General features: G+C 56.1%; 22 protein-coding genes and 2 tRNA genes. 15 read left to right on the forward strand and 9 right to left on the reverse strand.

What is annotated here, in order from left to right; all coding sequences use genetic code 11:
* A partial coding sequence (locus ABI171_RS06330; protein ID WP_348091732.1) for a phage portal protein occupies positions 1 to 977 on the reverse strand: 977 nt, incomplete at its 3' end.
* Complete coding sequence (locus ABI171_RS06335) at positions 974 to 2,758, reverse strand: terminase ATPase subunit family protein (RefSeq protein WP_348091733.1); 1,785 nt, start codon at positions 2,756 to 2,758, stop codon at positions 974 to 976. The genes ABI171_RS06330 and ABI171_RS06335, both read right to left, overlap by 4 nt.
* A gap of 151 nt (positions 2,759 to 2,909) precedes the next feature.
* Between ABI171_RS06335 and ABI171_RS06340 the strand changes: the two genes are divergently transcribed.
* Genes ABI171_RS06340 through ABI171_RS06350 form a run of 3 tightly spaced genes read left to right on the forward strand, consistent with a single transcriptional unit; the run spans position 2,910 to position 5,838 of the window.
* Positions 2,910 to 3,749, forward strand: a complete 840-nt coding sequence (locus tag ABI171_RS06340; RefSeq protein WP_348091734.1) for a GPO family capsid scaffolding protein — start codon at positions 2,910 to 2,912, stop codon at positions 3,747 to 3,749.
* Positions 3,750 to 3,806: 57 nt separating this feature from the next.
* Complete coding sequence (locus ABI171_RS06345) at positions 3,807 to 4,814, forward strand: phage major capsid protein, P2 family (protein WP_348091735.1); 1,008 nt, start codon at positions 3,807 to 3,809, stop codon at positions 4,812 to 4,814.
* Between the two features lie 4 nt (positions 4,815 to 4,818).
* Positions 4,819 to 5,838 (forward strand): tyrosine-type recombinase/integrase, encoded by a 1,020-nt coding sequence (locus ABI171_RS06350; RefSeq protein WP_348091736.1) that lies wholly within the window; start codon positions 4,819 to 4,821, stop codon positions 5,836 to 5,838.
* Between the two features lie 80 nt (positions 5,839 to 5,918).
* Here ABI171_RS06350 and ABI171_RS06355 read toward each other — a convergent pair.
* Positions 5,919 to 6,009, reverse strand: a tRNA-Ser gene (locus ABI171_RS06355).
* A 170-nt stretch (positions 6,010 to 6,179) separates the two neighbouring features.
* Positions 6,180 to 8,162: an acetate--CoA ligase gene (gene acs / locus ABI171_RS06360; protein ID WP_348091737.1), complete on the reverse strand. Its 1,983-nt coding sequence runs from the start codon at positions 8,160 to 8,162 to the stop codon at positions 6,180 to 6,182.
* A 161-nt stretch (positions 8,163 to 8,323) separates the two neighbouring features.
* Here acs and ABI171_RS06365 point away from each other — a divergent pair, with 161 nt between their 5' ends.
* The 11 genes from ABI171_RS06365 to ABI171_RS06415 all read left to right on the forward strand — a co-directional run bounded on the left by ABI171_RS06365 (position 8,324) and on the right by ABI171_RS06415 (position 17,262).
* A complete protein-coding gene (locus ABI171_RS06365; RefSeq protein ID WP_348091738.1) occupies positions 8,324 to 9,223 on the forward strand; it encodes a DMT family transporter in 900 nt (299 codons plus the stop codon).
* Between the two features lie 54 nt (positions 9,224 to 9,277).
* Positions 9,278 to 9,892: a TIGR00645 family protein gene (locus ABI171_RS06370; protein ID WP_348091752.1), complete on the forward strand. Its 615-nt coding sequence runs from the start codon at positions 9,278 to 9,280 to the stop codon at positions 9,890 to 9,892.
* 60 nt (positions 9,893 to 9,952) lie between these two features.
* Entirely contained in the window at positions 9,953 to 11,518 is a 1,566-nt protein-coding gene (locus ABI171_RS06375; RefSeq protein ID WP_348091739.1) for a fumarate hydratase, read from the forward strand.
* A 13-nt stretch (positions 11,519 to 11,531) separates the two neighbouring features.
* On the forward strand, positions 11,532 to 12,398 hold the full coding sequence (gene murI / locus ABI171_RS06380; RefSeq protein WP_348091740.1) for a glutamate racemase: 867 nt from the start codon (positions 11,532 to 11,534) through the stop codon (positions 12,396 to 12,398).
* 100 nt (positions 12,399 to 12,498) lie between these two features.
* A tRNA-His gene (locus ABI171_RS06385) sits at positions 12,499 to 12,574 on the forward strand.
* A gap of 811 nt (positions 12,575 to 13,385) precedes the next feature.
* Entirely contained in the window at positions 13,386 to 13,931 is a 546-nt protein-coding gene (locus ABI171_RS06390; protein ID WP_348091741.1) for a sigma-70 family RNA polymerase sigma factor, read from the forward strand.
* Positions 13,932 to 13,949: 18 nt separating this feature from the next.
* Positions 13,950 to 14,258, forward strand: a complete 309-nt coding sequence (locus ABI171_RS06395; RefSeq protein ID WP_348091742.1) for a hypothetical protein — start codon at positions 13,950 to 13,952, stop codon at positions 14,256 to 14,258.
* 1 nt (position 14,259) lies between these two features.
* Entirely contained in the window at positions 14,260 to 14,559 is a 300-nt protein-coding gene (locus ABI171_RS06400; RefSeq protein ID WP_348091743.1) for a 4Fe-4S dicluster domain-containing protein, read from the forward strand.
* Positions 14,560 to 14,776: 217 nt separating this feature from the next.
* A complete protein-coding gene (locus ABI171_RS06405; protein ID WP_348091744.1) occupies positions 14,777 to 15,055 on the forward strand; it encodes a type II toxin-antitoxin system RelE/ParE family toxin in 279 nt (92 codons plus the stop codon).
* A gap of 10 nt (positions 15,056 to 15,065) precedes the next feature.
* Positions 15,066 to 15,377 carry a HigA family addiction module antitoxin gene (locus ABI171_RS06410; protein ID WP_348091745.1) on the forward strand — a complete coding sequence of 104 codons (312 nt, stop codon included), beginning with the start codon at positions 15,066 to 15,068 and terminating at the stop codon, positions 15,375 to 15,377.
* Positions 15,378 to 15,492: 115 nt separating this feature from the next.
* Positions 15,493 to 17,262 carry a M14 family metallopeptidase gene (locus tag ABI171_RS06415; RefSeq protein ID WP_348091746.1) on the forward strand — a complete coding sequence of 590 codons (1,770 nt, stop codon included), beginning with the start codon at positions 15,493 to 15,495 and terminating at the stop codon, positions 17,260 to 17,262.
* Between the two features lie 489 nt (positions 17,263 to 17,751).
* On the opposite strand, the gene ABI171_RS06420 is transcribed toward ABI171_RS06415, so the two are convergent.
* The 5 genes from ABI171_RS06420 to ABI171_RS06440 form a co-directional block, all read right to left on the reverse strand.
* Positions 17,752 to 18,309 (reverse strand): GNAT family N-acetyltransferase, encoded by a 558-nt coding sequence (locus tag ABI171_RS06420; RefSeq protein ID WP_348091747.1) that lies wholly within the window; start codon positions 18,307 to 18,309, stop codon positions 17,752 to 17,754.
* Positions 18,310 to 18,347: 38 nt separating this feature from the next.
* Positions 18,348 to 19,943: a choline dehydrogenase gene (locus ABI171_RS06425; RefSeq protein ID WP_348091748.1), complete on the reverse strand. Its 1,596-nt coding sequence runs from the start codon at positions 19,941 to 19,943 to the stop codon at positions 18,348 to 18,350.
* Positions 19,944 to 20,105: 162 nt separating this feature from the next.
* Positions 20,106 to 20,330 (reverse strand): hypothetical protein, encoded by a 225-nt coding sequence (locus tag ABI171_RS06430; RefSeq protein ID WP_038492120.1) that lies wholly within the window; start codon positions 20,328 to 20,330, stop codon positions 20,106 to 20,108.
* Between the two features lie 193 nt (positions 20,331 to 20,523).
* Positions 20,524 to 20,841: a hypothetical protein gene (locus ABI171_RS06435; protein ID WP_348091749.1), complete on the reverse strand. Its 318-nt coding sequence runs from the start codon at positions 20,839 to 20,841 to the stop codon at positions 20,524 to 20,526.
* 136 nt (positions 20,842 to 20,977) lie between these two features.
* Positions 20,978 to 21,634, reverse strand: a complete 657-nt coding sequence (locus ABI171_RS06440; RefSeq protein ID WP_348091750.1) for a Pr6Pr family membrane protein — start codon at positions 21,632 to 21,634, stop codon at positions 20,978 to 20,980.
* A gap of 711 nt (positions 21,635 to 22,345) precedes the next feature.
* Between ABI171_RS06440 and ABI171_RS06445 the strand changes: the two genes are divergently transcribed.
* Positions 22,346 to 23,911, forward strand: coding sequence for a hypothetical protein (locus ABI171_RS06445; protein WP_348091751.1), 1,566 nt, complete (start codon positions 22,346 to 22,348; stop codon positions 23,909 to 23,911).
* Positions 23,912 to 24,085: the final 174 nt, after the last annotated feature.

Consider the following 24,085-nt stretch of genomic DNA (forward strand, 5'->3'; position numbering starts at 1 on the left):
AACTGCGATTGCAACGGCATCAATTCATTGCGGGCAAATACGCGTGCTGCAGGTTCCACCGCGCCGAAATTGCTAGCGCTGTTGGGCATGATCCCCATCAGTTGCGGCGGCACGCGGTGTGCAGCCAACAAGTCGTCTCGGGTCACACCCTTGATATTAAAAAATTCGTCTTTCGCTGCCACGTCCGACACTGGCAAGATCTGGATACCGTCTTTCTTTCCATTGGGCGCGTACATGAAGAGATTGCGGAAATTGCCCGGTCCCTTGCTGTCACGCATCGCCTGGCGCAGCTGGTCCACGTCTTCGATGTTCTGGGCTGGATCCGTCATATAAAAAATGAAACCGGCATGCGAACCGTTCTTGTAATACTTGCGCCGGAATAGCGTGGCCGCTTCGTTAAGCCAGGCCGATTGCAAGGCACTGAGGTATTGCGGAACGCCATACACCTCCTGGTTCACATCGGGGTCCATCAGGTGGAAGACGCTGCCTTTGTCGAAGGCGTGTTCCTCTTGCCAGCCGTTGATGAAATAGTAGGTATCCAGGTCGCGGCCCCGGCGCATGTATTTGGATAGCGAATGCTGGAACTGCACCAGCTTGCCTGTACGGCTTTTGCGTTTCTCCAGATAGGCATTGCCGAAGATCGCCGCGTCCAGGGCATAGCGCCTAAACGCATCCCGCGACAAATATTTATTTGGCACAAAGGTCGAGGTCAGGATGTTGACCTTGAAATAGATCGCACTGCTATGGTGGACGCTGGCGTTGAACGATTTCGCCAGGCCCGGCAAGCTGATCGGCGGTTCGTACCATTTACCGTTGAGCCAGCATTCAAAGCTGTCCATGACCTCGCTATGTTCCATGACCGGTGTCGGATCGCCAAACGTGAACGCCTCGAATTGCGACTTGCCAGGCGATGGCGCCGGGGTGGTGGCGCTGATCGCGGGCCGCTGCGCACGATGTTTTTTATTGCTATTGCTCATTGTGTGTAAATCTCCATAAATGATTGGGTGCTTTCTGTTGTGCCTTCGAATGGTTCGTGGTCCAGGGCATGCATGACCGCCCACGCCAGGTCGCCGTGGCCGGTTTCTTCCGAGCGGGTCGCGTCATAGGTGACGCGCTGGCCGCTGGCAGTTAAAGTTTTACGAATAGTCATAAAGGACTGCGCGATGTCGGTCCATCCGGCGTCAAACTCCAGGCGCGCTTTGCTGATGATGTTTTGCGCCTTCAGGACCATGCGCGTTTTGACTTCCGGCGAATAGGTAATGGCGGTAGCCATCGGGAAGAACTGTTTCACCAGGGGGAATACGCCGATGCCCATGCCGGTAGTGTCGATGCCGATGTACTGGACGTTGTAGCGCTCCGTCATCTCCTTGATTGCCTTGGCCTGCGCCTCAAAGTCGATGCCGCGCCATTGGAAGCGCTCTAATATGCGGAATTTGCCACCGGCAACCAAAGGCGGGGCCAGCACCACGCAACCGGCGCTATCGCCGTTCAACGAGGGGTCGTAGCCGATCCAGACCGGACGGTTTGCAAATGGCCGCTTGGCAAAGGGCTTGTAGTCGTCCCAGCTAACCCATGAGTCGATCATGCAACGCTGCAACTCCGTCAACGGAAACACGGATTGCGTGTCGTCGATGAAGTTACACATCAGCAGGTTCTCAAACTGATCCGGGCTGTATTCGAAATCGCGCAACTCATCCAGGTCGAACAGGTTGCAACCGCCGCGTTCGGCGTCCAGGATGGTGACGATCTGCCGCCAGATCTTGTCTTCGCAGACCGCGCCGTCGCCCAGCCGCCTGTGGCTGACATCGATGTCGGTCCGTTCGGCCTTGGCCTTGCGTTTATTGAACAATTCACCAGTCCAGAACGAATACGCCTGGTGCGTGATCGATGACGGCGTCGAAAAATAGGTTTTTCTCCACTTCTTGTGCATCGCCATGCCGGACGCGACTTTGTTTAGCTCCGTGAAATTATGGGTCCAGAAAAATTCGTCAAAGTAGAAATTGCCGTGATAACCCTGGGCGGTCCTGGCATTGGTTCCCAGGAAGTACAGGTGCGCGCCATTGGGCAACACAATCGGGTCACCCGATAAATCCATGTTCGCCGCCTCCCTGGCGAACTGAATGATGTATTGTTTAAAAACGTGCGCTTGCGACTTCGATGCCGACAGAAAGACCTGATTGCGGCCAGTCAGCATGGCGTCGGCCAGCGCCTCGCGGGCGAAGTACCAGGTAGCGCCGATCTGGCGCGATTTCAGAATGATCCGCGTGCGCTGATCGCCATTGCGGTGCCACGCCTTCTGATAGTCGAATAGCGAGTCCTGGAACGCTTCCAGCAACTGGTCGCGTTGTTCCTCGCTGTAGTCGTTCCTGGTCGGCTTTTTCTTCGGTCCCGCGTTGCGGTTCGCCAGTTTGGGATTGAGATCAACCTCATTGCCGCCTGGTTCTTCATAACGGCGCACGCGGGCTGCCTGCACCACTTGGCGCATGAGCAGGTCGATTTCTTTGAAGTCGCCGCCCGTTTTGACATCCTTGCAGATGAGTTGCACCAGGCGCGCTTCCAGGGACACTTCGATTTTTTCTAGTGAGGTGGCTTTCTCCCATTCGTCGCGGGTCTTCCAGCTTTCTATCGTGGTGCGCTTTTGACCCAGGTGTTTGGCAATGGATGTGACGCGCCAGCCTTGCCAGTACAGGTGCTTGGCTATGCGGCGCGGATCAATTTCCGGTTTGAGGTCGGGGAGTTCGGGTGCGTTTTCTGACATGCCGCAAGCGTATGCGCCGCGCGCGCGTAACGGGGACAGCAGGAAGTTGCTAACTCGCTTATCAACCCTCTGCTTGTTGAGTCAGTCGCCGCCAGCGCCGACTATGGTGTCCTGATTCAACCACCACTTATGCAGGCTCACCAGGACAACCATGGCAGATAAACAGAAATCCAAATTCTTCCGCGTCGCCGTCGAAGGCGCGACCACCGATGGCCGCGTCATCGACCGGCCTTTTATTGAACAGATGGCCGCTACCTTCAATCGTCAACTGTATGGCGCACGCGTTTGGCTGGAACATTTGCGTAGCACGTTGCCGGATGGCCCGTTTAAAGCCTATGGCGACGTGCTGGCGGTGAAGGCCGAAGAAGTCGTGCTGGGTGGCGTCAAGAAGCTGGCATTGTTCGCGCAGATCTCCCCCACGCCGGAACTGGTCGCCATGAACAAGAATCGCCAGAAAATCTATACCAGCATCGAAATCAACCCGAAATTTGCCGATACCGGCGAAGCCTATCTGGTCGGCCTGGCCGTGACCGACAGTCCGGCCAGCCTGGGAACCGAGATTCTGTCATTCGCCGCGCAAAACCCCGAGGCCAGCCCCTTTGCCAATCGCAAGCAGAGCGCCGACAACCTGTTTTCGGCGGCGGTAGAAACAGAACTGGAATTTGAAGACGACACCCCATCTTCCCCAGACGGCGGCAAGTTGTCGGCCATGGTTAAAAACCTGTTCAAGAAAGTCACCACCAAGGATTCCAGCGACGAAGCCCGCTTTTCTGATGTCGCTACCGCCATCGAAGCCGTCGCCACGCATACCGCCGGTCATGACCAGCAATTTGCCGACAGCAACAAGCGCGTCGATACCCTGGAAGCCGCGCTGACCCAAATGACAACCGACTTTGCCGAATTCAAGCAGCAGATTGACACCGAAGACGGCAACCCCACCACGCGGCCCGCCGCGACAGGTGGCGGCAGCGACTTGCAGACGGATTTCTGATCTGCGCCGCGCCATCACCCATCCCCCCCTATTTGAATGAATACCGGAGCAATACACATGAAAAAACTGACGCGTCAAAAGTACAACCAATACACCCAACGCCTGGCGCAACTCAACGACGCCAGCAGCGCAGCAGAGACATTCAGCATCGATCCGTCAGTACAGCAAAAGCTGGAAAACAAACAGCAACTCTCCAGCGAGTTCCTGTCAAAGATCAACATGCCAGGCGTGACAGAACAGGAAGGCGAAAAGCTAGGTTTGTCGGTCTCTGGTCCCATTGCCAGCCGCACCGACACCAAGAGCGAAGAGCGTCAAACGCGTGACGTGTCAGCACTCAACAACCAGCGCTACCGCTGCGAAAAGACCAATTTCGATACGCATATCACCTATGCCAAGCTGGATGCCTGGGCGAAATTCCCCGATTTTCAACAACGCATTGCTGCCATGATCCTGCAACGCCAGGCGCTGGACCGGATGATGATCGGTTTTAACGGGATAAAAGTCGCGGCCAAGACCGACCTGGACAAATTCCCGATGCTGCAGGATGTCAACAAGGGCTGGTTGCAACACTACCGTGAACAAGCGCCCGAGCGCGTATTGCATGAAGGTGTCAAAGATTCCGGCAAGGTCGTCATCGGCGCCGGTGGCGATTATGCCAACCTGGACGCCGCCGTGACCGATGCCTTGAATTTGCTCGATCCCTGGTATCAGGAAGATACGGGCCTAGTTGCCATCGTGGGCCGCAAGCTCTTGAGCGACAAGTATTTCCTGTTGATCAACACCAAGCAAGCGCCGACTGAAACCCTGGCCGCCGACATCATCGTTGGCCAGAAGAGAATTGGCGGTCTGCCAGCTGTGCGCGTGCCGTTCTTCCCCGACAACACGATTTTGATTACCCGGTACGACAACCTGTCGATTTACTGGCAGGAAGGCGCACGCCGCCGCCGTGTGGAAGACGCCGCCAAGCGGGACCGTATCGAAAACTACGAATCGTCCAACGACGCCTACGTGGTGGAAGATTTCGGCCTGGGCGTCGTGATCGAAAACATCGCATTGAAGGATTAAGCCGATGCCCGCGCGTTGGCGCTTTACTCATGGCGCTTATTACTACCAAATTCCACCTGGACAAGAACCGGCGTGGGATGGGAAGCGAACATTTAGGTTGGGCTCAAAATTGCCGGAAGCCTATAAGGTTTGGGCCGAACGCATCGGAGTCATCGAGAATGCCAGCACTATCGGAGCGCTTCTGGACCGTTACATGTTGGAAGTCGTCCCTCGAAAAGGGGTAACGACGCAAGCGCATAATAAAGTCGCCATTAGGCCGCTACGTGCGGTATTCGCAGACACCGCTCTTCTTGATCTCAAACCACGCCACGTCTATCAATATATTGAAAAGCGCGCGGCAAAAATATCAGCTCGTCGTGAAATAGAGGTGCTGTCGCATGCGTTTACAAAAGTAGTGGAATGGGGTTACATCGACCGGCACCCATTCAAGGGGGAAGTACGCTTTGAAGGTGAAAAGGCGCGAACGCGCTATGTCGAAGATTGGGAAGTTATCGAATGTCTGGCGCTTACATCAAAGCGAAAAACTGGTAGCGTCTTAGCGGTTCAGGCCTATATTCGTTTGAAGCTACTCACTGGCATGCGACGCGGGGATCTACTTCGGCTGACCCAGCCGGACCTAAAAGAAGATGGTATTCATGTAACGCCGCATAAAACTTTAAACAGCACTGGCAAGCGTTTAATTATTGGCTGGTCTGAAGAGGTACGAGAAGCTGTAGAAATGGCAATTGCCGCGCGCCCTGTAAAAATATCACCTTACGTTTTCTGCAACAGATCGGGGAAATGTTACTTCAACGAAGAGACCGGGCGTGCTGGCGGTTGGGATTCAATGTGGAGTGGATTTAGTACACGGGTCTTGGAGGAAACCAAAGTTCAGCAAAAATTCACTGAACACGATTTGCGGGCGAAGTGTGCCAGCGACGCTTCAAGTCTTGAACACGCTAGGGCTCTACTCGCTCATGCTGATAGTCGACTAACTGATCGTGTCTATCGCAGAAAGCCTGAGTTCGTCGCGCCGCTGCGCTAACGTATACGGATTTTAATAGTACAACTCGCATCTATAGTACAAATAAAAAGGCCTCCCGTTCGGGAGGCCTTATAAACACTTGGCGGAGAGACGGGGATTCGAACCCCGGATAGGCTATGAACCTATACACGCTTTCCAGGCGTGCGACTTCAACCACTCATCCATCTCTCCTGCTGGTACAACAGCGCTTCGCGAGATTTGAATTTCACGAAGCCGCGTATTATAGCAACAAATCGGCAGGAAATCGAAGTTTCTATTTCAATCCGTCCATTTTCATGGATCTACCGACAAAGCTGCAGCTTTTAGTTGCAACTTCTGCCAATTTCACCAAACCCAAGAAATTATTGCGCTTCTTTGAGCTGATCGAGGATAGCTGGATTTTCCAGGGTTGAAATATCCTGCGTAATCTCCTCCCCTTTCGCCAACACGCGCAGCAGGCGACGCATGATCTTGCCGGAACGGGTTTTTGGCAGGTTGTCGCCGAAACGGATTTCGCGCGGCTTGGCAATCGGGCCGATTTCCTTGGCGACCCAGTCGCGCAGCTCCTTGGCGATCTGCTTGGCTTCGTCGCCGGTGGGGCGGCTGCGCTTGAGGACAACGAAGGCGCAGATGGCTTCGCCGGTGGTGTCGTCCGGCTTGCCGACGACTGCCGCTTCCGCCACCATCGGGTTGGCGACCAGCGCCGATTCGATTTCCATGGTGCCCATGCGATGGCCGGAGACGTTCAGCACGTCGTCGATGCGGCCGGTGATGGTGAAGTAGCCGGTGTCTTTGTTGCGGATGGCGCCGTCGCCGGCGAGGTACAGCTTGCCGCCGAATTCGGGCGGGAAGTAAGCGCTCTTGAAGCGTTCCGGGTTGTTCCAGATGGCGCGGATCATCGATGGCCATGGACGCTTGACGACCAGGATGCCGCCGTGGCCATCCGGTAGCTCGTGCCCCGCTTCGTCGACGATGACGGCCTGGATGCCTGGCAGCGGCAAGGTGCATGACCCCGGCACCAAGGGCGTCGCGCCTGGCAGCGGCGAGATCATGTGGCCGCCGGTTTCGGTTTGCCAGAAGGTGTCGACGATCGGGCAGCGCTCGCCGCCGATGTGTTTGTGGTACCACATCCAGGCTTCCGGATTGATCGGCTCGCCGACCGAGCCGAGCAGGCGCAGCGACGACAAGTCATATTTGGATGGATGGATATTCTGGTCGGCATCGGCGGCCTTGATCAACGAGCGGATCGCGGTTGGCGCGGTGTAGAAAATCGTGGCCTTGTGCCGTTGCACCATATCCCAAAAACGGCCTGCGTTCGGGAAAGTCGGCACGCCTTCAAAAATGATTTGCGTAGCGCCGACTGCGGTCGGACCGTAGGCGATGTAGGTGTGGCCGGTGATCCAGCCGATGTCGGCGGTACACCAGTAAACATCGTCCGGCTTGATGTCGAATACCCATTTCATGGTCAGCGCGGCCCACAGCAGATAGCCGCCAGAGGAGTGCTGCACGCCCTTCGGCGTGCCGGTGGAGCCGGACGTATACAGGATGAACAGCGGATGTTCAGCGTCGACCCATTCCGGCTCGCAGGTTTCCGCTTGCGATGCGACCAGTTCGTGCAGCCAGAGGTCGCGGCCGGCGACAAAGTTGGTGTCGCCGCCGGTGCGCTTGTAGACCACTACGTTCTTGATGCTGTCGCAGCCGCCCATCGCCAGCGCTTCGTCGACGATGGATTTCAATGGCAGGCGTTTGCCGCCGCGCACCTGTTCATCGGCGGTGAGCACGGCGACTGCGCCGGCGTCGATGATGCGCTCTTGCAGCGACTTGGCGGAAAAGCCGCCGAACACCACTGAATGGGTGGCGCCGATGCGGGCGCAAGCTTGCATGGCGACCACGCCTTCCACCGACATCGGCATGTAGATGACGACGCGGTCGCCCTTCTTGATGCCCAGCGATTTGAGGCCGTTGGCGAACTGGCAGACTTTCTTGTGCAGTTCTCGGTAAGTAATCTTGGTGACGTCGCCGCCGTCGGTTTCAAAGATGACCGCGACTTTGTCGGCGTTACCGTTTTGCAAATGGACGTCGAGACAGTTGTAGGAGACGTTCAGCTTGCCGTCGTCGAACCATTTGTAGAAAGGTGCGCTGGATTCGTCCAGCACCTTGGTGAAGGGCTTGTGCCATTCCAGGTTTTCGCGGGCCAGACGCCCCCAGAAGCCCTGTTCATCCTGTTCTGCCTCGGTTACCAGTGCGTTGTATGCGTCCATGCCGGAGATTGCGGCGGTCTTGGCGAATTCCGCCGGAGCGGGGAAAATGCGGGTTTCTTGCGAAAAGGTTTCGATGTTGGCCATGCCGGTCTCCTGCTTTTAATAGTTGCGGGTAAAGGTATGCTTTCTCACTTACTCAGTCCTTACATGTTCGGACCAGTCCTAGTTTGCCTGCTGGCGCTAGCAGAGCGTAACAATCAGCTATCATCGCATATTCGGCTCGAATACAACATCGCACGGCTCGCATGCACTCTACAAAATCTCACGCCAGGTCTTACGTTTATCTCGCACTGGCCATGATGCTGGTCGGCGCCAACATCGGCTTCGGCAAGGCGATTATCGGCGTGATGCCGGTGGTGGTGTTCGGCCTGCTGCGCTTCGTGATTGCGGTGATCGTGATGGCGCCGCAGTTTTTCAAAGGGGCGCTGCGCATGGCGGGCCACGAATGGCTGACCTTGTTCGGCCAGGCGTTCTTCGGCACTTTCCTGTTCACGCTGTGCATGCTGTATGGCGTGCAGCACACCACCGCGACGGCGGCGGGAGTGATCACCAGCACCTTGCCGGCGGCGGTGGCGATCCTGTCGCGCCTGATCCTGAAAGAAAGGCTGCAGCCGCGCACGCTGGCGTCGATCCTGCTGGCGATCGCAGGTATTGCCGTGCTTAACCTGAGCAAGGCCGATGGCGGCGATACGTCCGTGATCGGCAACCTGTTCGTGATGGCGGCGGTGGTCTGCGAAGCCACTTACGTGGTGCTCTCCAAGCGCCTGACGCAAACTCTGTCGCCGATGCGGATTACCGCTTACAGCCATCTGTTCGGTTTGTTGCTGATGCTGCCGTTCGGCCTGGCTGCGGCCTGGTCTTACGATTTCAGCCAGGTCACGGCGGGCATGTGGTCGCTGATCATCTGGTATGCGCTGGCGGCCAGCGTGATCGCCTTCTGGCTGTGGCTGACCGGCACCAAGTACGTACAAGCCAACGTGGCGGGCATCTTTACCGCCCTGATGCCGCTGGCGGCGGCGTTCATCGGCGTCGTGTTTTTGCATGAAAGCCTGGGCTGGGCGCACTTTGTGGCGCTGGGGTTGGTATTGACCGGCATCGCGGTGGCCAGTTGGCCCCGAACCATGAAAACGGTCCAGGAAGTGTAAAATAGCGACGCCTTGTCAATCCCAGCGGAATCCCACCGCCTCCAAATAATGCCAATTAGCAATACTCAACCCTCTGCGCCGAAAAAAGTCATCGGCCTCCTGCCGAACCTGATCTTCATGAGCCGCTGGCTGCAACTGCCGCTGTATCTGGGTTTGATCCTGGCGCAGTGCGTCTACGTGTTTCATTTCTGGGTTGAACTGACCGACCTGATCGGCGCCGTGTTCGGCAATGCCTCGTCGCTGGCGCATATCCTGGACGCCGTCACCATCGAAGGCGCTCTGCGCCCGACCAAGCTGACTGAGGCCACCATCATGCTGGTGGTGCTGGGCCTGATCGACGTGGTGATGATTTCCAACCTGCTGATCATGGTGATCGTCGGCGGCTATGAAACCTTTGTGTCGCGCATGAACCTGGAGAGCCATCCGGATCAGCCCGAGTGGCTGTCGCACGTGAATGCCTCGGTGCTGAAGGTCAAGCTGGCGATGGCGATCATCGGTATTTCGTCGATCCATTTGCTGAAGACGTTTATCAACGCCAATTCCTATGATGTCAAAACGCTGGTTGCGCAAACCGGTATCCACATCACGTTCCTGCTGTCGGCGCTGGCGATTGCCTGGTGCGACCGCATCATGACCGCGACCCAGAACCAGGCCGGCCCGGATCACTAACCGAACTATCCGCACCACCCCTTTGCCATTTTCTTACAAAGCATCTTAAAGAGAACCGCCATGACCACCCTAGCCACCCTGTCCACGCTCACTACGATCCGGCAGGAAGATCTCATCGAGTCGGTAGCCGCTGCACTCCAGTACATCAGCTATTACCATCCCGTCGACTATATCCAGCATCTGGCGCGCGCCTACGAGCAGGAACAGAATCCCGCAGCGAAAGACGCGATCGCGCAGATCCTGACCAACTCGCGCATGTGCGCCGAAGGCAAGCGGCCGATCTGCCAGGACACCGGCATCGTCAACGTCTTCCTGAAGATCGGCATGGACGTGCGCTTTGAAGGCTTCAAGGGTTCGATCACCGATGCGGTCAATGAAGGCGTGCGCCGCGGCTACCTGAACCCGGACAACATGCTGCGCGCCTCGATCGTGGCGGACCCGCAGTTCGAACGCAAGAACACCAAGGACAACACGCCAGCCGTGGTGCACATGGAACTGGTGCCGGGCAATACCGTGGATGTGCAGATCGCAGCCAAAGGCGGCGGTTCGGAAAACAAGACCAAGTTCGTGATGCTGAATCCTTCCGATTCGCTGGTCGACTGGGTCATGAAGACCGTGCCGACCATGGGCGCCGGCTGGTGCCCGCCGGGCATGCTGGGTATCGGTATCGGCGGCACCGCCGAACGGGCGATGCTGATGGCCAAGCAAGTGTTGATGGAGGATATTGACATGTACGACCTGCTCAAGCGCGGCCCGCAAAACAAGACCGAAGAACTGCGGATCGAGCTGTTCCAGAAAGTGAATGCGCTGGGTATCGGCGCGCAAGGACTGGGCGGCCTGACCACGGTGCTGGACGTCAAGATCATGATGCATCCGACCCATGCGGCCTCGAAGCCGGTGGCGATGATCCCGAACTGCGCGGCGACCCGCCACGGCCACTTCGTGCTCGACGGTTCCGGCCCGGCCTACATGGAACCGCCATCGTTGTCGGAATGGCCGGAAGTGCATTGGGTGCCGGACACCGAGAAATCGAAACGGGTTGATTTGAACACCCTGACCAAGGACGAAGTCGCATCCTGGAAACCGGGTCAGACCCTGCTGTTGAACGGCAAGATGCTGACCGGCCGAGACGCCGCGCACAAGCGCATCCAGGAGATGCTGGCCAAGGGCGAAAAGCTGCCGGTCGATTTCACCAATCGCGTGATTTATTATGTCGGCCCGGTCGATCCGGTGCGTGAAGAAGCGGTGGGCCCCGCCGGTCCGACCACCGCTACCCGCATGGATAAATTCACCGACATGATGCTGGAACAGACCGGCCTGATCTCGATGATCGGCAAAGCCGAACGCGGTCCGGCCGCAATCGAATCGATCAAGAAGCACAAGTCGGCTTACCTGATGGCGGTAGGCGGCGCGGCTTACCTGGTGTCGAAGGCGATCAAGTCGGCGCAGGTCCTGGGCTTTGCCGACCTCGGCATGGAAGCGATCTACGAATTCGACGTCAAAGACATGCCGGTGACGGTGGCGGTCGATTCCAACGGCATCTCGGTGCACAACACCGGACCGAAGGAATGGCAGGAAAAGATCGCCCACGCAGCGCTCTCGAAAATCCCTGTGACTACCATCTGATCCGTCAAACTCCATGACATCCAGCAGCAACTCCTTGCCGATGGTGCGCACTGCGCCCATCGGCATTTTTGATTCCGGCATCGGCGGCTTGTCTGTGCTGCGGCATATCCGTCAGAACCTGCCGTATGAGAATCTCCTGTATTTTGCCGATTCAGCCTACGCGCCGTACGGCGACAAATCGGAAGCGGCGATTTCCGCGCGCACGCTGGCGGTAACGGAATTCCTGCTGCAAGCCGGCGCCAAGGCGCTGGTGGTCGCCTGCAACACCGCGACCACTGCCGCGATCAAGATGGTCCGCGCCGCCTATCCGGCGTTGCCGGTGATCGGCATCGAACCCGGCCTCAAGCCGGCTGCAGCGCAAACCCGCAGCAAAATCGTCGGCGTGCTGGCCACCAAGGCGACATTGATGAGCGCCCGCCTGTTGGCTTTGCAGGAAGAGATCAGCGCCGTTAGCGGCGTCCGTTTTGAATTACAGCCCTGCGTCGGCCTGGTCGACCAGATCGAAAAAGGTGAGTTACGCTCACCCCAGACCGCATTGCTGGTGCGGCGCTATGTCGCGCCGCTGCTCGAAAAAGGTGTCGACACGCTGGTTCTGGGCTGTACCCACTACCCTTTTGTCCGCCCCCTGATAGAAGACATCGTGCACGAACTGAGCAGCAACCCGGTGACGATCATCGATACCGGCGACGCCGTCAGCCGTCAGCTGGCCAAGGTATTGCATGAAAAAGACCTGCTGCAACAACAAGCGCGCGAAGGGTGCGTGACCGCGTTCGCCAGCGGCAGCCAATCCGTACTGGAAACCACATTCGCCAACCTGTTGCAGTTGCATCCACAGGTCTTCCAAGTCGCGGCCATAGCGCTTCCTGAAGGAATATCGTAAATCCGCATTATTTGATTTGCCAGGCGGCGGGTTAGTTTGTATAATAGCCAGCTGCCTTAGTGCTGAACAAGCATTAGGGCGTTGCAGTAGTAATGCAATGGTGGCTGTAGCTCAGTTGGTAGAGTCCAGGATTGTGATTCCTGTTGTCGCGGGTTCGAGTCCCGTCAGCCACCCCACAGAATACGAATGAAATCAAAGAGTTACACGCTTCGGCCTGTAACTCTTTTTTCTTTTCGGCCTCTGCCCTTGCTCCATGTAGGGATAGTGCAGGATTTTCCGGGCCATGGCGAAATTTTGGGTTCGTTTGCGCTTGAATCTGAATATAAAAAACCACCGGTAGGCGGTTTGTTGAGCGTGCAAAGGGCTATTTAGCGCGCTCTATCCTCTGAATCATTTTTTTCGTCTCAGCAGTAACGCACAGGGCCTGGGCGGTCGGCTTTATTGATCCGCCGCCATACTCTCGCTCTGCCGACTTGATGGATTGTAACTGGACGCTGTAATTCTTCAGGCGTATATACGCCAGTGCGTGCCAGCGTACCTACGCCATAAGTGCAATTATTGGCATTATCGTTCTAATAACGAAGCACTGCGCCTTCCCGCGTACGAAGTGCCGCCATATCTGCAGCACTCATTCTCCTGTGTTCATTTGCCATGCGTACTTCCGCGCTTGTGGAATTACCAACAAATGTAGCATAAGTTACCGACGCGCATCTGAATTGGTTGTAAAGCCTATATGAGTTTGCGGGCTCGGATTTTAGTGTACGCGATTTTTTACATATCCCGGTGAACACGTTATTTGAGTCCATTTTTCGACGCTCACCTGGTAGGCTAGAAGTGACTAGCCGTATCTCCGTAGCGCTGCAGAAGCCGGAAAATGGTGTGCCCTGCCCCTCCGATATCTCCCCGATTTTTAAATCTCTTGCAGATACAATATTTCTGTCTGTGATACGTCTTCACAGTATGGAAACGACGCGGAACCCTGACCTGATGGCCGACTCCGACAAGCACATCACCGAAACCGTCTTGCGCGAGCGGGCGCGGCTGCGCAGCTTCATCCGCAAGCGCATGCCCGACGCGGATGAGGCGGAAGATGTCTTGCAGGATGTGCTCTATGAGCTGGTCGAAGTCAGCAGGTTGCCCGAGCCGATAGAACAGGTTGGCGCGTGGCTGTTCCGTGTGGCGCGCAATCGTATCGTCGATCGTTTTCGCAAGAAAAGAGAACAGCAGTTGCCGTTCGCCGAAGAACAGGACGAAGACGATAGCGGGCTTGATGATCTCCTGCCGTTGGCGGATGCCGGGCCGGAAGCCGCCTATGCGCGCGGCATTTTGCTGGCTGCGCTGCACGACGCGCTTGAAGAACTGCCGCCGAAGCAACGTGAGGTTTTTATTTCACACGAGCTGGAGCGGCGCAGCTTCAAGGAACTGGCTGCGGCCAGCGGCGAAAGCGTCAACACGCTGCTGGCGCGCAAGCGTTACGCCGTGCTGTATCTGCGTCGGCGCCTGCAAGACATTTATGACGAATTCGATGTGTAAAAGAGAATGGAAGGAGTAATGATGATGAACAGAAAAGGTAAATTCCTCAAGATTGTATTGCTGGTCCTGGTCGGTGTCGCGATCCTGGGCTGGATCGTGATGTCGCTGTGGAACTGGCTGATGCCTGCGCTATTCGCCGGCGTGCATCAGATCGACTACTTGCGCGCCATCGGCTTGCTGGTCTTGTGCCGCATCCTGTTTGGCGGCTTCCGTGGCCGCGGCGGCTGGCACGGCGCCCATCATCGCCAGCGCTGGGAGCAGATGAGCGAAGAGGAACGCGAAAAATTCAAGGACGGCATGCGCATGTTCCGCGGCAGGTGGAAATAACATGAGCGGGCAAACAGCCGCTTCAAACTGCAAACAGCAACCTGGCGTCATCGTACCGGTGGTGAATTTCAAGCGCTGCGAAAGCAAGGCGGATTGTGTGGTGGTCTGCCCGGAAAATGTGTTTGAAATCCGCCGGATCGATGACGCAGACTACCAGCCTCTGGGACCGCTGCAAAAATTCAAGCTGCGGGTGCATGGCATGCAAGTGGCTTATACGCCCAATGCAGATGCATGCCGGGCTTGTGGTTTGTGCGTGACGGCTTGCCCGGAAAAGGCGATTACTTTGGCCAGGGCGATTTGAGACGACAGCTTATGGGGCCGGTCAGCCCCAACAGTTTTTTCTTATAAATCACCCAAATGTACCCGCGCTGATATCGCAGATTGTAAAATCCGTATGGCAAAACACGGCACGCTCTTGAGGGTTTCCTTAGAGCGTGTCCCGATGGCGCCTGGCAGCGTTCGCGAGCAGGTTGTCAAATAACGCTTGACGTTTAACGCTATACGTTACAAACTCCTTCATGATACTCAGCTTTCGATGCGGCGATACCCAAGCCCTGTATGAGGGCGAACGGATCGCCAGATTCGCCAACATCCGCACTGTGGCTGAACGAAAACTCCAGCAACTCGACAGCGCCGCGACGTTAAGCTTTTTGCGCGCCCCGCCCGGCAACCGCCTCGAAGCTTTGGGTGGCGATCGCAGCGGGCAATACAGCATTCGCATTAACGATCAGTGGCGCCTTTGCTTTGTCTGGACTGCCAAAGGCATCAATAACGTCGAAATCGTCGACTATCATTAGGAGCAGCGTCATGAGCAAAGCCAGAAACGGCATGCGCCCGATTCATCCCGGCGAGATTCTCCGGGAAGACTATCTGGCGCCCAACCAGATGAGCGCCAACGCACTGGCAATGGCGCTGCATGTGCCGGCTACCCGTATCGGAGAAATCGTCAACGAGCGGCGCGGCATTACACCCGACACCGCCTTACGGCTGGCCCGCTATTTTGGCGGCGATGCGCAGTCATGGCTGAATCTGCAGCTCACCTATGATCTTAAAATCGCCGAGAAAGAGATTTTTCCGAGGATTAAGAAGGAAGTTCAGCCGATGGCAATCCCAGCCTGAGCAACAATCAGGCGCAATACTTCACGCCTAGTTCCTCCAAGCAATATTCCGGCAGACGCGCTAAAATCGAGGCTACATTCCGTTACATACTATCCAAATTGATGGAGCCTGATTCATGCTGCGTTCTGCCGTACTGTCTGCCCTGCTCACCCTTACCATTACTCCGCTAGTCAACGCCGCCGATCCGCTCAGCACGGTTGCCGAGCGCTCCGGCTTTGTGAAAACCGGACGCTATGAAGAAGTCATCGCGCTGTGCGCCGCTTTCCAGAAATCGTATCCGAATCAAGTGCGCTGCACCGAGTTCGGCCGCACACCTGAAGGTCGGCCGATGCTGGCGCTGGTCGTGTCGCGCGGCGGTGCGCTCAGCGCGGAACAGGCGCACAAGCGCGGCTTGCCGGTGCTGCTGGTGCAGGGCGGGATTCACGCTGGCGAAATCGATGGCAAGGATGCAGGCTTCCTGGCCTTGCGCGAAGCCTTGCAGGACACTTCCACCAACAGCGTGCTGAGCAAGCAGGTACTGATCTTCGTGCCAGTGTTCAATATTGACGGCCATGAGCGCTTCGGCCGCTGGAATCGTCCCAACCAGCGTGGTCCGGAAGAAATGGGCTGGCGCACCACCGGCCAGAACTTCAATCTGAACCGCGATTACGCCAAAGCCGACACACCTGAAATGCAGGCGATGCTGAAGCTGGTCAACCTGTGGGATCCGCTGGCCTATATCGATCTGCATGTCACCGACGGCGCCAAGTTCGAGCATGACGTCTCGATCCAGGTCGAGCCGGTGCATGCCAGCGACCTCGCCTTGCGCAAGGATGGCCAGGCGCTGCGCGACAACGTCATCGCTGACTTGGCCAGACAAGGCTCGCTGCCGCAAGCGTTTTATCTCTCATTCAATGTCGACGATGATCCCAGTTCGGGTTTTACCGACGACGTTTCGCCGCCACGCTTTTCCCACGGCTATTTCCATCTGCGCAACCGCTTCGGCATGCTGGTGGAAACGCACTCTTGGAAAGATTATCCGGCCCGCGTTCGCATTACGCATAACGCGATTGTCGCCGTCATGAACCAAATCGCGCAACATGGCGGCGAGTGGCTGCAAACGGCGCAGCAAGCCGACCTGCGGGCGGCGCAGCTGGGCGGCCAGCCGGTTGCGCTGAGTTATAAGGCCAGCGAGAAAACACGGCCGGTTGCTTTCCGCGGCTACGAGTACACGCGCACGCCTTCGGATATTTCCGGTGCACTGATGACGCACTACGATGAAACCAAACCGCAAATCTGGAATGTGACGCTGCGCGATGACCTGCAACCTGATCTTGTCGTCAAGGTGCCGCAAGCGGGCTACTTGGTGCCTGCGGCGCATGCCGCTTGGGTCGCGCAAAAACTGCAGCAGCACGGGATAGCTTTCCGTGTATTGCCGACGGCCTTGAGCAAGGCGCAACTGGAGACGTTTCGCGCCGACAAGGTCAGCTTTGATCCAAAATCGATGGAAAGCCACCAGCGCCTGGACTTGCACGGCGCGTGGCATGCCGAAACCCGCGACCTCGGGGCCGGCGCATTATTTGTACCGATAGTGCAAGCCAAGGCGCGGCTGGTGATGGCGTTGCTGGAACCGCAAGCGCCGGATTCGCTGGCGGCATGGGGACGTTTCAACAACGCCTTCGAGAAGAAAGAATATATGGAAGCGTATGTGGCGGAAGATGTCGCGCGCCAGCAACTGGCGGCTGATCCGGCATTGGCGGCCGAATTCCAGAAAAAACTGGCTGACGATCCTGCATTTGCGAAAGACCCGGCTGCGCGGCTGGAATTCTTCGCGCGCAGGCACTCTTCCTGGGATGAGCGATTTAACTTGTATCCGGTGATGCGCACCGACGTTGTGCCGGGTTGAAAATCACTCTTGAAACAGTGGCTTAAAGCAGCTTATTCGTTGCTTGCCGCGCCTTGGATAATTGTCGATCCAAGGCCGCTGGAAACAAATTACTCCTGCGAACCACCAGTTTTCTTGGACAGGTAAAACCGCAGTGCGAAAGCGGCAACAACGGCGAGCAGCGGCAAAGTTTGCAGAAAGTTCATGGCAGGGCTCCAAAAGAATAGATAGTGTTGATGCATTGCAGCATATAAAAATGGCGGACTTATTGCCAATTCTTATTTCTGATGCCTACTATCAGTTTCGTGAATAACATGACATCCACAAACCCGTTCCCCAATATAAAAAGCCCGCTATCTTTAACGATGCGGGCTTTCCCTGTCTCCTCACCTCTAGAGAGATGGACTCTTTTTTGCGTGGACTGATACTGAGCTAAAAAACTTGAGCAGTCATCATGCGCCGCAACATAGCGTTGTTTTGCTCCAACACAGAGAGATACCTGTTGTGTGATCAGGTGGTTTTCGCGTAGCGATAGCGGTATTCATCGCTATTGGCACCTTTGAAATAGTCTGCATTTGGCAACAAGGCTTCACGTTGGAATCCCAATTTTTCCACCAGGGCAATAGATGCCTGGTTACGTGTATCTATCAGCGCATAGACCGAGTTGACCGCGAAGGCGCTAAGCAAGTAGTCCCTGATTGTCGTGCACATTTCTGCGGCATAACCGCAGCGTTGATAGGGGGAAAATACAAAATATGCCAGCATCGCCTGGCCATCGGCTTCGACGCCGGCCTGCCCATAACCGATATATTCCTCGCTGCCCGTGATCCGGACCGCCCAGTTCAACCAGATCTGAGCACCGTCAGGAGATGCGCGGCTTGCAAGTCGTTGGTATCGTTCGGCCAGGGATGTCAGCGACACCGGTGGATGTTGCGGTATGAAGGTGTACAGTGCGGTGTCACAAAAATGCGGGAATAACGCCGCCGCATGCGTAGATTGCAGCGGCTCTATGGTCAGGCGCTTAGTAAATAAGGTTGTTTCTGCCGGGTTCAAATCAGTTCCTGTCATACGTAATCCTGCCGGGTCCGGTCGGCAATCGCCCTGTATCAAGGCCCTTGCCGGATAAAGTCCACGGCTTTTTCCGCGATCATGATCGTCGGGGCATTGGTATTGCCGCCTATCAATGTCGGCATGATCGAGGCATCGACCACCCGCAAACCCTGTATGCCGTGCACCTTCAATGTCGGGTCGACCACTGCAGCCTGGTCGGTCCCCATCTTGCAACTGCCGACAGGATGATAAACCGTATCGGCATACCTCTTCAGCACCGACCTGATCTCATCGTCGGATTGCACATCCGCAGTGCGTATGTCGCGTTTGGCATACGCGGCCAGTGCCGGCGCCTCCAGCAATTTGCGGGTCATCTTGAATCCCTCCACCATGTCTTCCAGGTCTTGCGGATCGTCGAAAAATCTCGGGTCGATCAGCGGCACATCTTGCGGATTGGTGTTGCGCAGCCTGACCTCGCCTTTGCTCCTCGGACGCAACAAGCACATGTGGCAGGAAAAACCGTGCCCCAGATGCAGTTTTCGTGCATGATTTTCGACGCAGGCGATGACGAAATGGAGTTGCAGGTTGGGCGCGGCCAGATCCGGCCGCGTCTTCAAAAAGCCGCCGCACTCGGCGAAATTGCTGGTGAGCATGCCGCGCCGTTCGTGGCGGAAGCGCTGCAGTTCCTTGAACATGCGCATTGAGCCGCTGGCGGAAATGCCGAAAGTATCCAGACTGTCCGACTTATGGCAAAACACAAAATCCGGATGGTCTTGCAAATTCTTGCCAACACCGGGCAAATGATGCTGCACCTGGATGCCCAGCTTGCGCAGTTCCGTGCCGTCACCGATGCCGGACAACATCAATATCTGCGGCGACTGGAAAGCCCCGGCCGACAGGATCACTTCGCGCCTGGCGCGCAGCGTGCGCAACTTGCCGCCCTGCCTGACCTCCACGCCAACAGCGCGCCCTTGTTCAATGATCAGCCGCTCGGTATAGGCGCCGGTTTCCACGCACAGGTTGCTGCGAGATCCCAGATGCGGCAACAGATAAGCGCGTGCTGCGCTCCAGCGTTCGCCGTTCTTTTGCGTGACCTGATAAATGCCCAGGCCCTCTTGCTGCTCGGCGTTGAAATCCGTGGTGAGCGGGTAGCCGGCCTGGCGCGCGGCTTCCAGGTAATGCTGATGGATGGGATTGTCGGTACGCAGATCGCTGACCCACAAAGGACCGTCTTGCCCGTGCCAACTGTTGGAAAACTGCTCGTTATGCTCTGATTTCTTGAAATATGGCAATACATCGTCGAAGGACCAGCCGGGATTGCCCAGTTGCGCCCAGTGATCGTAATCCGAGCGATGGCCGCGAATGTAGACCATCGCATTGATCGCCGACGAACCGCCGAGCGTCTTGCCGCGCGGCTGGTAACCGCGACGACCGTTCAGTCCGGCTTGCGGCACTGTCTCGAACGCCCAGTTGTTGAGCCTGGTCGGCACCATGCTCAGGGCCCCGACCGGCAACTTCACCGCCCAGCTATCGCCACTGCCGCCGGCTTCCAACAGACATACCGATACTTCAGGATCTTCTGTCAGACGGCCGGCCATCACACAGCCGCCAGAACCACCGCCAACCACGACAAAGTCGAACTCGTCTTGCACGATGCGTCTCCCGGTCTTGTTATATATATTGTGTGGCAACCGGACAAGCCGGCTGATGCAACAAATTTAACAGCTACGGGAAAATCACGCTACGCAGTGAGCTAGAGTAATCGTTTCAATAATGCAAAATAACCGGGTGTCAGCAAACAATAATTACCGGGATCAATGCGCTTTCGACATGACCACAAGCCATTTGCGGAATAACAGGATTTCCAGATGCCCCGCCTGGATGCCGGCGTTGCATTCGACTACGGGATTGCTGCGATACAGGCGTTTGTAGAAGTCGCGGCAGATGAACAGCTCGCGCTTGCCGAAGCGCATCAATATTGAGGAAGGGGTAGACTCCATACCAAAGCGGGAGCCGGAGGTAATATCCAAGTTCGTCATGGCAGCATTTCCAATCTCGTTGAAGGAGATTGAACTGTACCATAAGTACTGTATATACATACAGTAAAATGCGGTGTGTCTGTTTTTAGTCACGCCGCCATCGTTTGCAGCTATGGCGCGTGGCGCATGTATCGCACCACGCTAAGTTACCACATTATTCCGCTACATTGTCTTGCCGGTCAGGGTGGCGCCATTAACGACGCCAGCCGCCGTGATCATGCCGATAGTGGTCGTGCCAGCCGCGTCCGCGCCAGTAGTAGCCTGGGCGGCCATAATAAGCCGGAGGATAGTAGCCGGGAGCGCCATAGACGACGACTGGAGGCCGCACATAGACTGGCGGCGGCGCATAGTAGACCGGTGGCGGCGCATAGTAGACTGGCGGCGGCGGGTAATAAGCCGGCACGCCAACGTTGACCGACCAGTTGACACCGGCAAATGCGGGCGCAGCCGAGAACAGCATGCCAGTAGCGGCAAGCAGTCCGAGCAAGGTGACGCGCATGGTTTTCTTCATGGCAGTTCTCGATGTATCTGAGTTAAACATAACTATATTTAACCTAAATTTCGGACGCTTCGCCACGCACAACTCGTAAGGCCTGTAACAACATGTATCGCTATGGCAAAAAACTGTCGTCTTTTACACGCAGGCCCTAATCAGTGACGAGCGCATTGCGCCTGAATTTTGCAATGGCCACCAGCGCCAGCGCAAGTACGAAGAATCCTGCCAGCAGCATGGCTGCATTCCCCATCACCCGGGCGTAGCCGAGGTTGGTGACATTCAGGAACGGATAAGGGTAAAAACCCGACGATCCGCCGCGCAGCATCGCCATCGCAAAATACGCCAGCGGATAGACCAGCCACAACAAACTGTCTTTCGCTCGCAAGCCGCTCTTTGGCACATACGATAGCCAGTAAAACAAATACAAGAGCGGGACAACCGTATGCAGGCTCTCGTCAGACAGCCGATGCAAACCCGTGAACGGCGCATGGTTGCGCAACAGGACGTTGTAACCCAAGCCGACGATAATGATGTACAGCGTTATTGCGGTCTGTACCCCGGGGCGGGAGAAATACTGGCCGGGCGCGGAGTCCGGCTTGAGCAGCAGCACGCTGCAGGCAACGGCGACCAGCACATTGGTCAGGATTGTCAGGTAGCCGAACATGCGCCAGACCGCTTCGCCATAGGTCATGCCTTTGGCCAGCAGCAAGGGAATTGAAATCGAGAATTGCGCAGCGATGGCAAACCACGCAATCAGCGCAATCAGGAACAACAATGCGCGCGGGGCGACGGGAGAGTTTTTTTTCATATGCGGATTTCGGCGTATTGAGAGGTCAAAGACGGCATCGGAAGCGGCTACCGTTCCTCGATACATCTGCCTCAGGCGATGCCTCGGTCAACGCTCATCATGCGTTCCACATAGCGGGCGATCAAATCAATCGGTCGATAAGTCATTGATTTCATTTAACATATTTATTTAAGCCACGTTTATACCGTCAGGTATACCGTAATTCAGTTTAGATTTCATTGGATGCAACAACCCTATACTGGAGAAATAACAAATAGTTTAATTGATTTCACGCCACATTCCACATTCAACGCCTGTTGGCCGCTGAAGATCAGAATCAGAACTAGACTGAAAATCAAAAGCTTCATTCATCATATTTCCATATTCGAATAGCCTGTTAGATGAACTGAGCCGTAACCAGGAACCGTTCGGTCGTTGTTGGGAGGAATGATGCTTGATATCTGACTGTGAGGGGTTCTTTGCAATCATTAAACTTTACGAGATGGGCCATCTCTCACCTGTAACGACTCGCGTTTCAAACCGGCCGAACTCTCATTTAAAGAGCCTTTTAACTCGAATTATTTGTAATTGCAATGAGCACTCCTTATACTGAGCGAACAGAAAAGCAAGAATTAAACTACTGATCTGTTTGTGCATGGGTCGCTGAGAGCACGGAATAGATCGATGGAGTCAAAGCCTCACTATTCCATGCACGACACGAGAGGAAGGACGATGCCGTCGATTCCAGAGGGTTTTCAGAAACCAGTTCATAGGACTTGGAAGGGCTTTCGAGTAGCACGTCGTCCCTTCGTCGCCATAGGGATCGGCTTCGCTTTGTTGCTGACAGGATGTAGCCTTCTCCCGGTTACTCCGTCAGTGTCCGAACCGCCGCTCGCCTATGTTTGGCCACTCAATCGTTGCCCGTCTGACCTGGTCCCAAAGACCTACGCTGAACAACATCAAAAGCCACAAGAGTTCGTTCTCGGTATCTTCGCCGGAGCCCTGGCGAACGTTGCACTTGGCGAAGTGACTTCGACCATTTTCGGAATACCTAGTCAAATCCTTTCCCAAGCAGCGAAAGCCGACAAAGACGGGTACACGGTTAGCTCCACTAACTCGCGTTTGTACTATTCCGAAGTAACCGATACGACTGACCCGAAATACGGCACCAAGCTGCAAAGATTGGCGCCCCCCGCCTGCTACGTTATCGCTATCTACAAGTCGCCTGACGTTGTCCTTGGCAACGCTGCATCCTGGTGCGACAACAAAATCCTGGCTAATACCGTACCTGATAGCTGCAAGAACGGCAAAGACATGTTGGACGGCCTGCCGCTAACCTCGCCGACAGGAGAAGGCTTCGTGAAGCAGTTCGGCCTCACGACAAAGAACCTCACACCACCTGACTTCTATATCGAGGTCGGCTTCGACGAGGTTGCGGAGGTCTATGGAAAGGCAGCCTCCGGCGCAACGGCGAAATCTGCGGCTACTGGTGCTGGTGCAGCAGCACCAGTAGCTACTTCGACTACCGTACGGGCCTCCATAGCGTTGCCCCGGGCCAAGGCCCTCTACTACCCAACATCGCTTCAAACGAAGGCTAGTACCAAGAAGCGACAAATCACGATCGGCATCGTGCTATCGCAGGTTGCCACCTACGTGCCCTCCGATCAAGGCAAGGCACGGGTCACATCGAATGAAGCCGAGAAGGGCGGGTTGCTTAACGTCAATTTCACGCTCGCACTAAATGCTGAAAAGCCGGGCGCAACTGCGGCAGACGCCAAGGTCGCCGCCTATCCGCAAGCATGGGTGCTTATCCCAGGACTGCATGACGACGTTGATGTGCCGGTGCCGTCATCGTCTTCTCCGCTTACTCCAGCAGAGGAGGCTCTCAACCGTGTGCCTGTAAACGTGACCGTCAGTGTACATGAGGTAGGAAATCCGAGCATCTTCCTCGCTGCACTCGCCAATGCTACGCAAACCGCCGGCACCGACTACAGCAAATCCATTGTTGCCGCCGTGCTGCCACAACCCGGAACACTCAATGCTCAGCAGACAGACCTAAAAAACCAAGCGAGTGTGAGCGCCTTGGGAGCCAGCTATTCCAAGGATCTTGCTAGCTTTTGGAAGGAATGCTCAAAACCTCTAAATACTGGTAGCGGCGAAACAGCTTACCTTAACTCGCTGTGGCAGATCGTGTTCCAGGACTATCAGCAAGCTATCCAGACCGCCGCTGCGCTCGGTACAACTTTGGATCTCCAGCCGACGCCTGTAACTCGCCCAAAAAAGTGCTTAGGGTTGTAGTGCCATCTCCTCCGGTACAGTTTATCCAGTTCACCAAATGCCCCCCCCCGAGAGCCAATGCCTCATTGTTCTGGCGCCGCGTCGACCTATGCTGCTGACAGGTAGAATGTAAGCGGTCATCCGCTCCACCTATGAATTCGTTCTCGGCGTCGTCACACTGTCACTTTCGGTTAT

Origin of the sequence: Collimonas sp. (assembly GCF_039923675.1) — a bacterium.
Taxonomy (GTDB): domain Bacteria; phylum Pseudomonadota; class Gammaproteobacteria; order Burkholderiales; family Burkholderiaceae_D; genus Collimonas.

Excerpts from the sequence above, each read along its gene's own strand:
- ABI171_RS06335 (WP_348091733.1), bottom strand. The coding sequence starts at position 2,758 with ATGTCAGAAAACGCACCCGAACTCCCCGACCTCAAACCGGAAATTGAT.
- ABI171_RS06340 (WP_348091734.1), top strand. The coding sequence starts at position 2,910 with ATGGCAGATAAACAGAAATCCAAATTCTTCCGCGTCGCCGTCGAAGGC.
- ABI171_RS06345 (WP_348091735.1), top strand. The coding sequence starts at position 3,807 with ATGAAAAAACTGACGCGTCAAAAGTACAACCAATACACCCAACGCCTG.
- ABI171_RS06350 (WP_348091736.1), top strand. The coding sequence starts at position 4,819 with ATGCCCGCGCGTTGGCGCTTTACTCATGGCGCTTATTACTACCAAATT.
- acs (WP_348091737.1), bottom strand. The coding sequence starts at position 8,162 with ATGGCCAACATCGAAACCTTTTCGCAAGAAACCCGCATTTTCCCCGCT.
- ABI171_RS06365 (WP_348091738.1), top strand. The coding sequence starts at position 8,324 with ATGCACTCTACAAAATCTCACGCCAGGTCTTACGTTTATCTCGCACTG.
- ABI171_RS06375 (WP_348091739.1), top strand. The coding sequence starts at position 9,953 with ATGACCACCCTAGCCACCCTGTCCACGCTCACTACGATCCGGCAGGAA.
- murI (WP_348091740.1), top strand. The coding sequence starts at position 11,532 with ATGACATCCAGCAGCAACTCCTTGCCGATGGTGCGCACTGCGCCCATC.
- ABI171_RS06390 (WP_348091741.1), top strand. The coding sequence starts at position 13,386 with ATGGCCGACTCCGACAAGCACATCACCGAAACCGTCTTGCGCGAGCGG.
- ABI171_RS06395 (WP_348091742.1), top strand. The coding sequence starts at position 13,950 with ATGATGATGAACAGAAAAGGTAAATTCCTCAAGATTGTATTGCTGGTC.
- ABI171_RS06400 (WP_348091743.1), top strand. The coding sequence starts at position 14,260 with ATGAGCGGGCAAACAGCCGCTTCAAACTGCAAACAGCAACCTGGCGTC.
- ABI171_RS06405 (WP_348091744.1), top strand. The coding sequence starts at position 14,777 with ATGATACTCAGCTTTCGATGCGGCGATACCCAAGCCCTGTATGAGGGC.
- ABI171_RS06410 (WP_348091745.1), top strand. The coding sequence starts at position 15,066 with ATGAGCAAAGCCAGAAACGGCATGCGCCCGATTCATCCCGGCGAGATT.
- ABI171_RS06415 (WP_348091746.1), top strand. The coding sequence starts at position 15,493 with ATGCTGCGTTCTGCCGTACTGTCTGCCCTGCTCACCCTTACCATTACT.
- ABI171_RS06420 (WP_348091747.1), bottom strand. The coding sequence starts at position 18,309 with ATGACAGGAACTGATTTGAACCCGGCAGAAACAACCTTATTTACTAAG.
- ABI171_RS06430 (WP_038492120.1), bottom strand. The coding sequence starts at position 20,330 with ATGACGAACTTGGATATTACCTCCGGCTCCCGCTTTGGTATGGAGTCT.
- ABI171_RS06435 (WP_348091749.1), bottom strand. The coding sequence starts at position 20,841 with ATGAAGAAAACCATGCGCGTCACCTTGCTCGGACTGCTTGCCGCTACT.
- ABI171_RS06440 (WP_348091750.1), bottom strand. The coding sequence starts at position 21,634 with ATGAAAAAAAACTCTCCCGTCGCCCCGCGCGCATTGTTGTTCCTGATT.
- ABI171_RS06445 (WP_348091751.1), top strand. The coding sequence starts at position 22,346 with ATGCCGTCGATTCCAGAGGGTTTTCAGAAACCAGTTCATAGGACTTGG.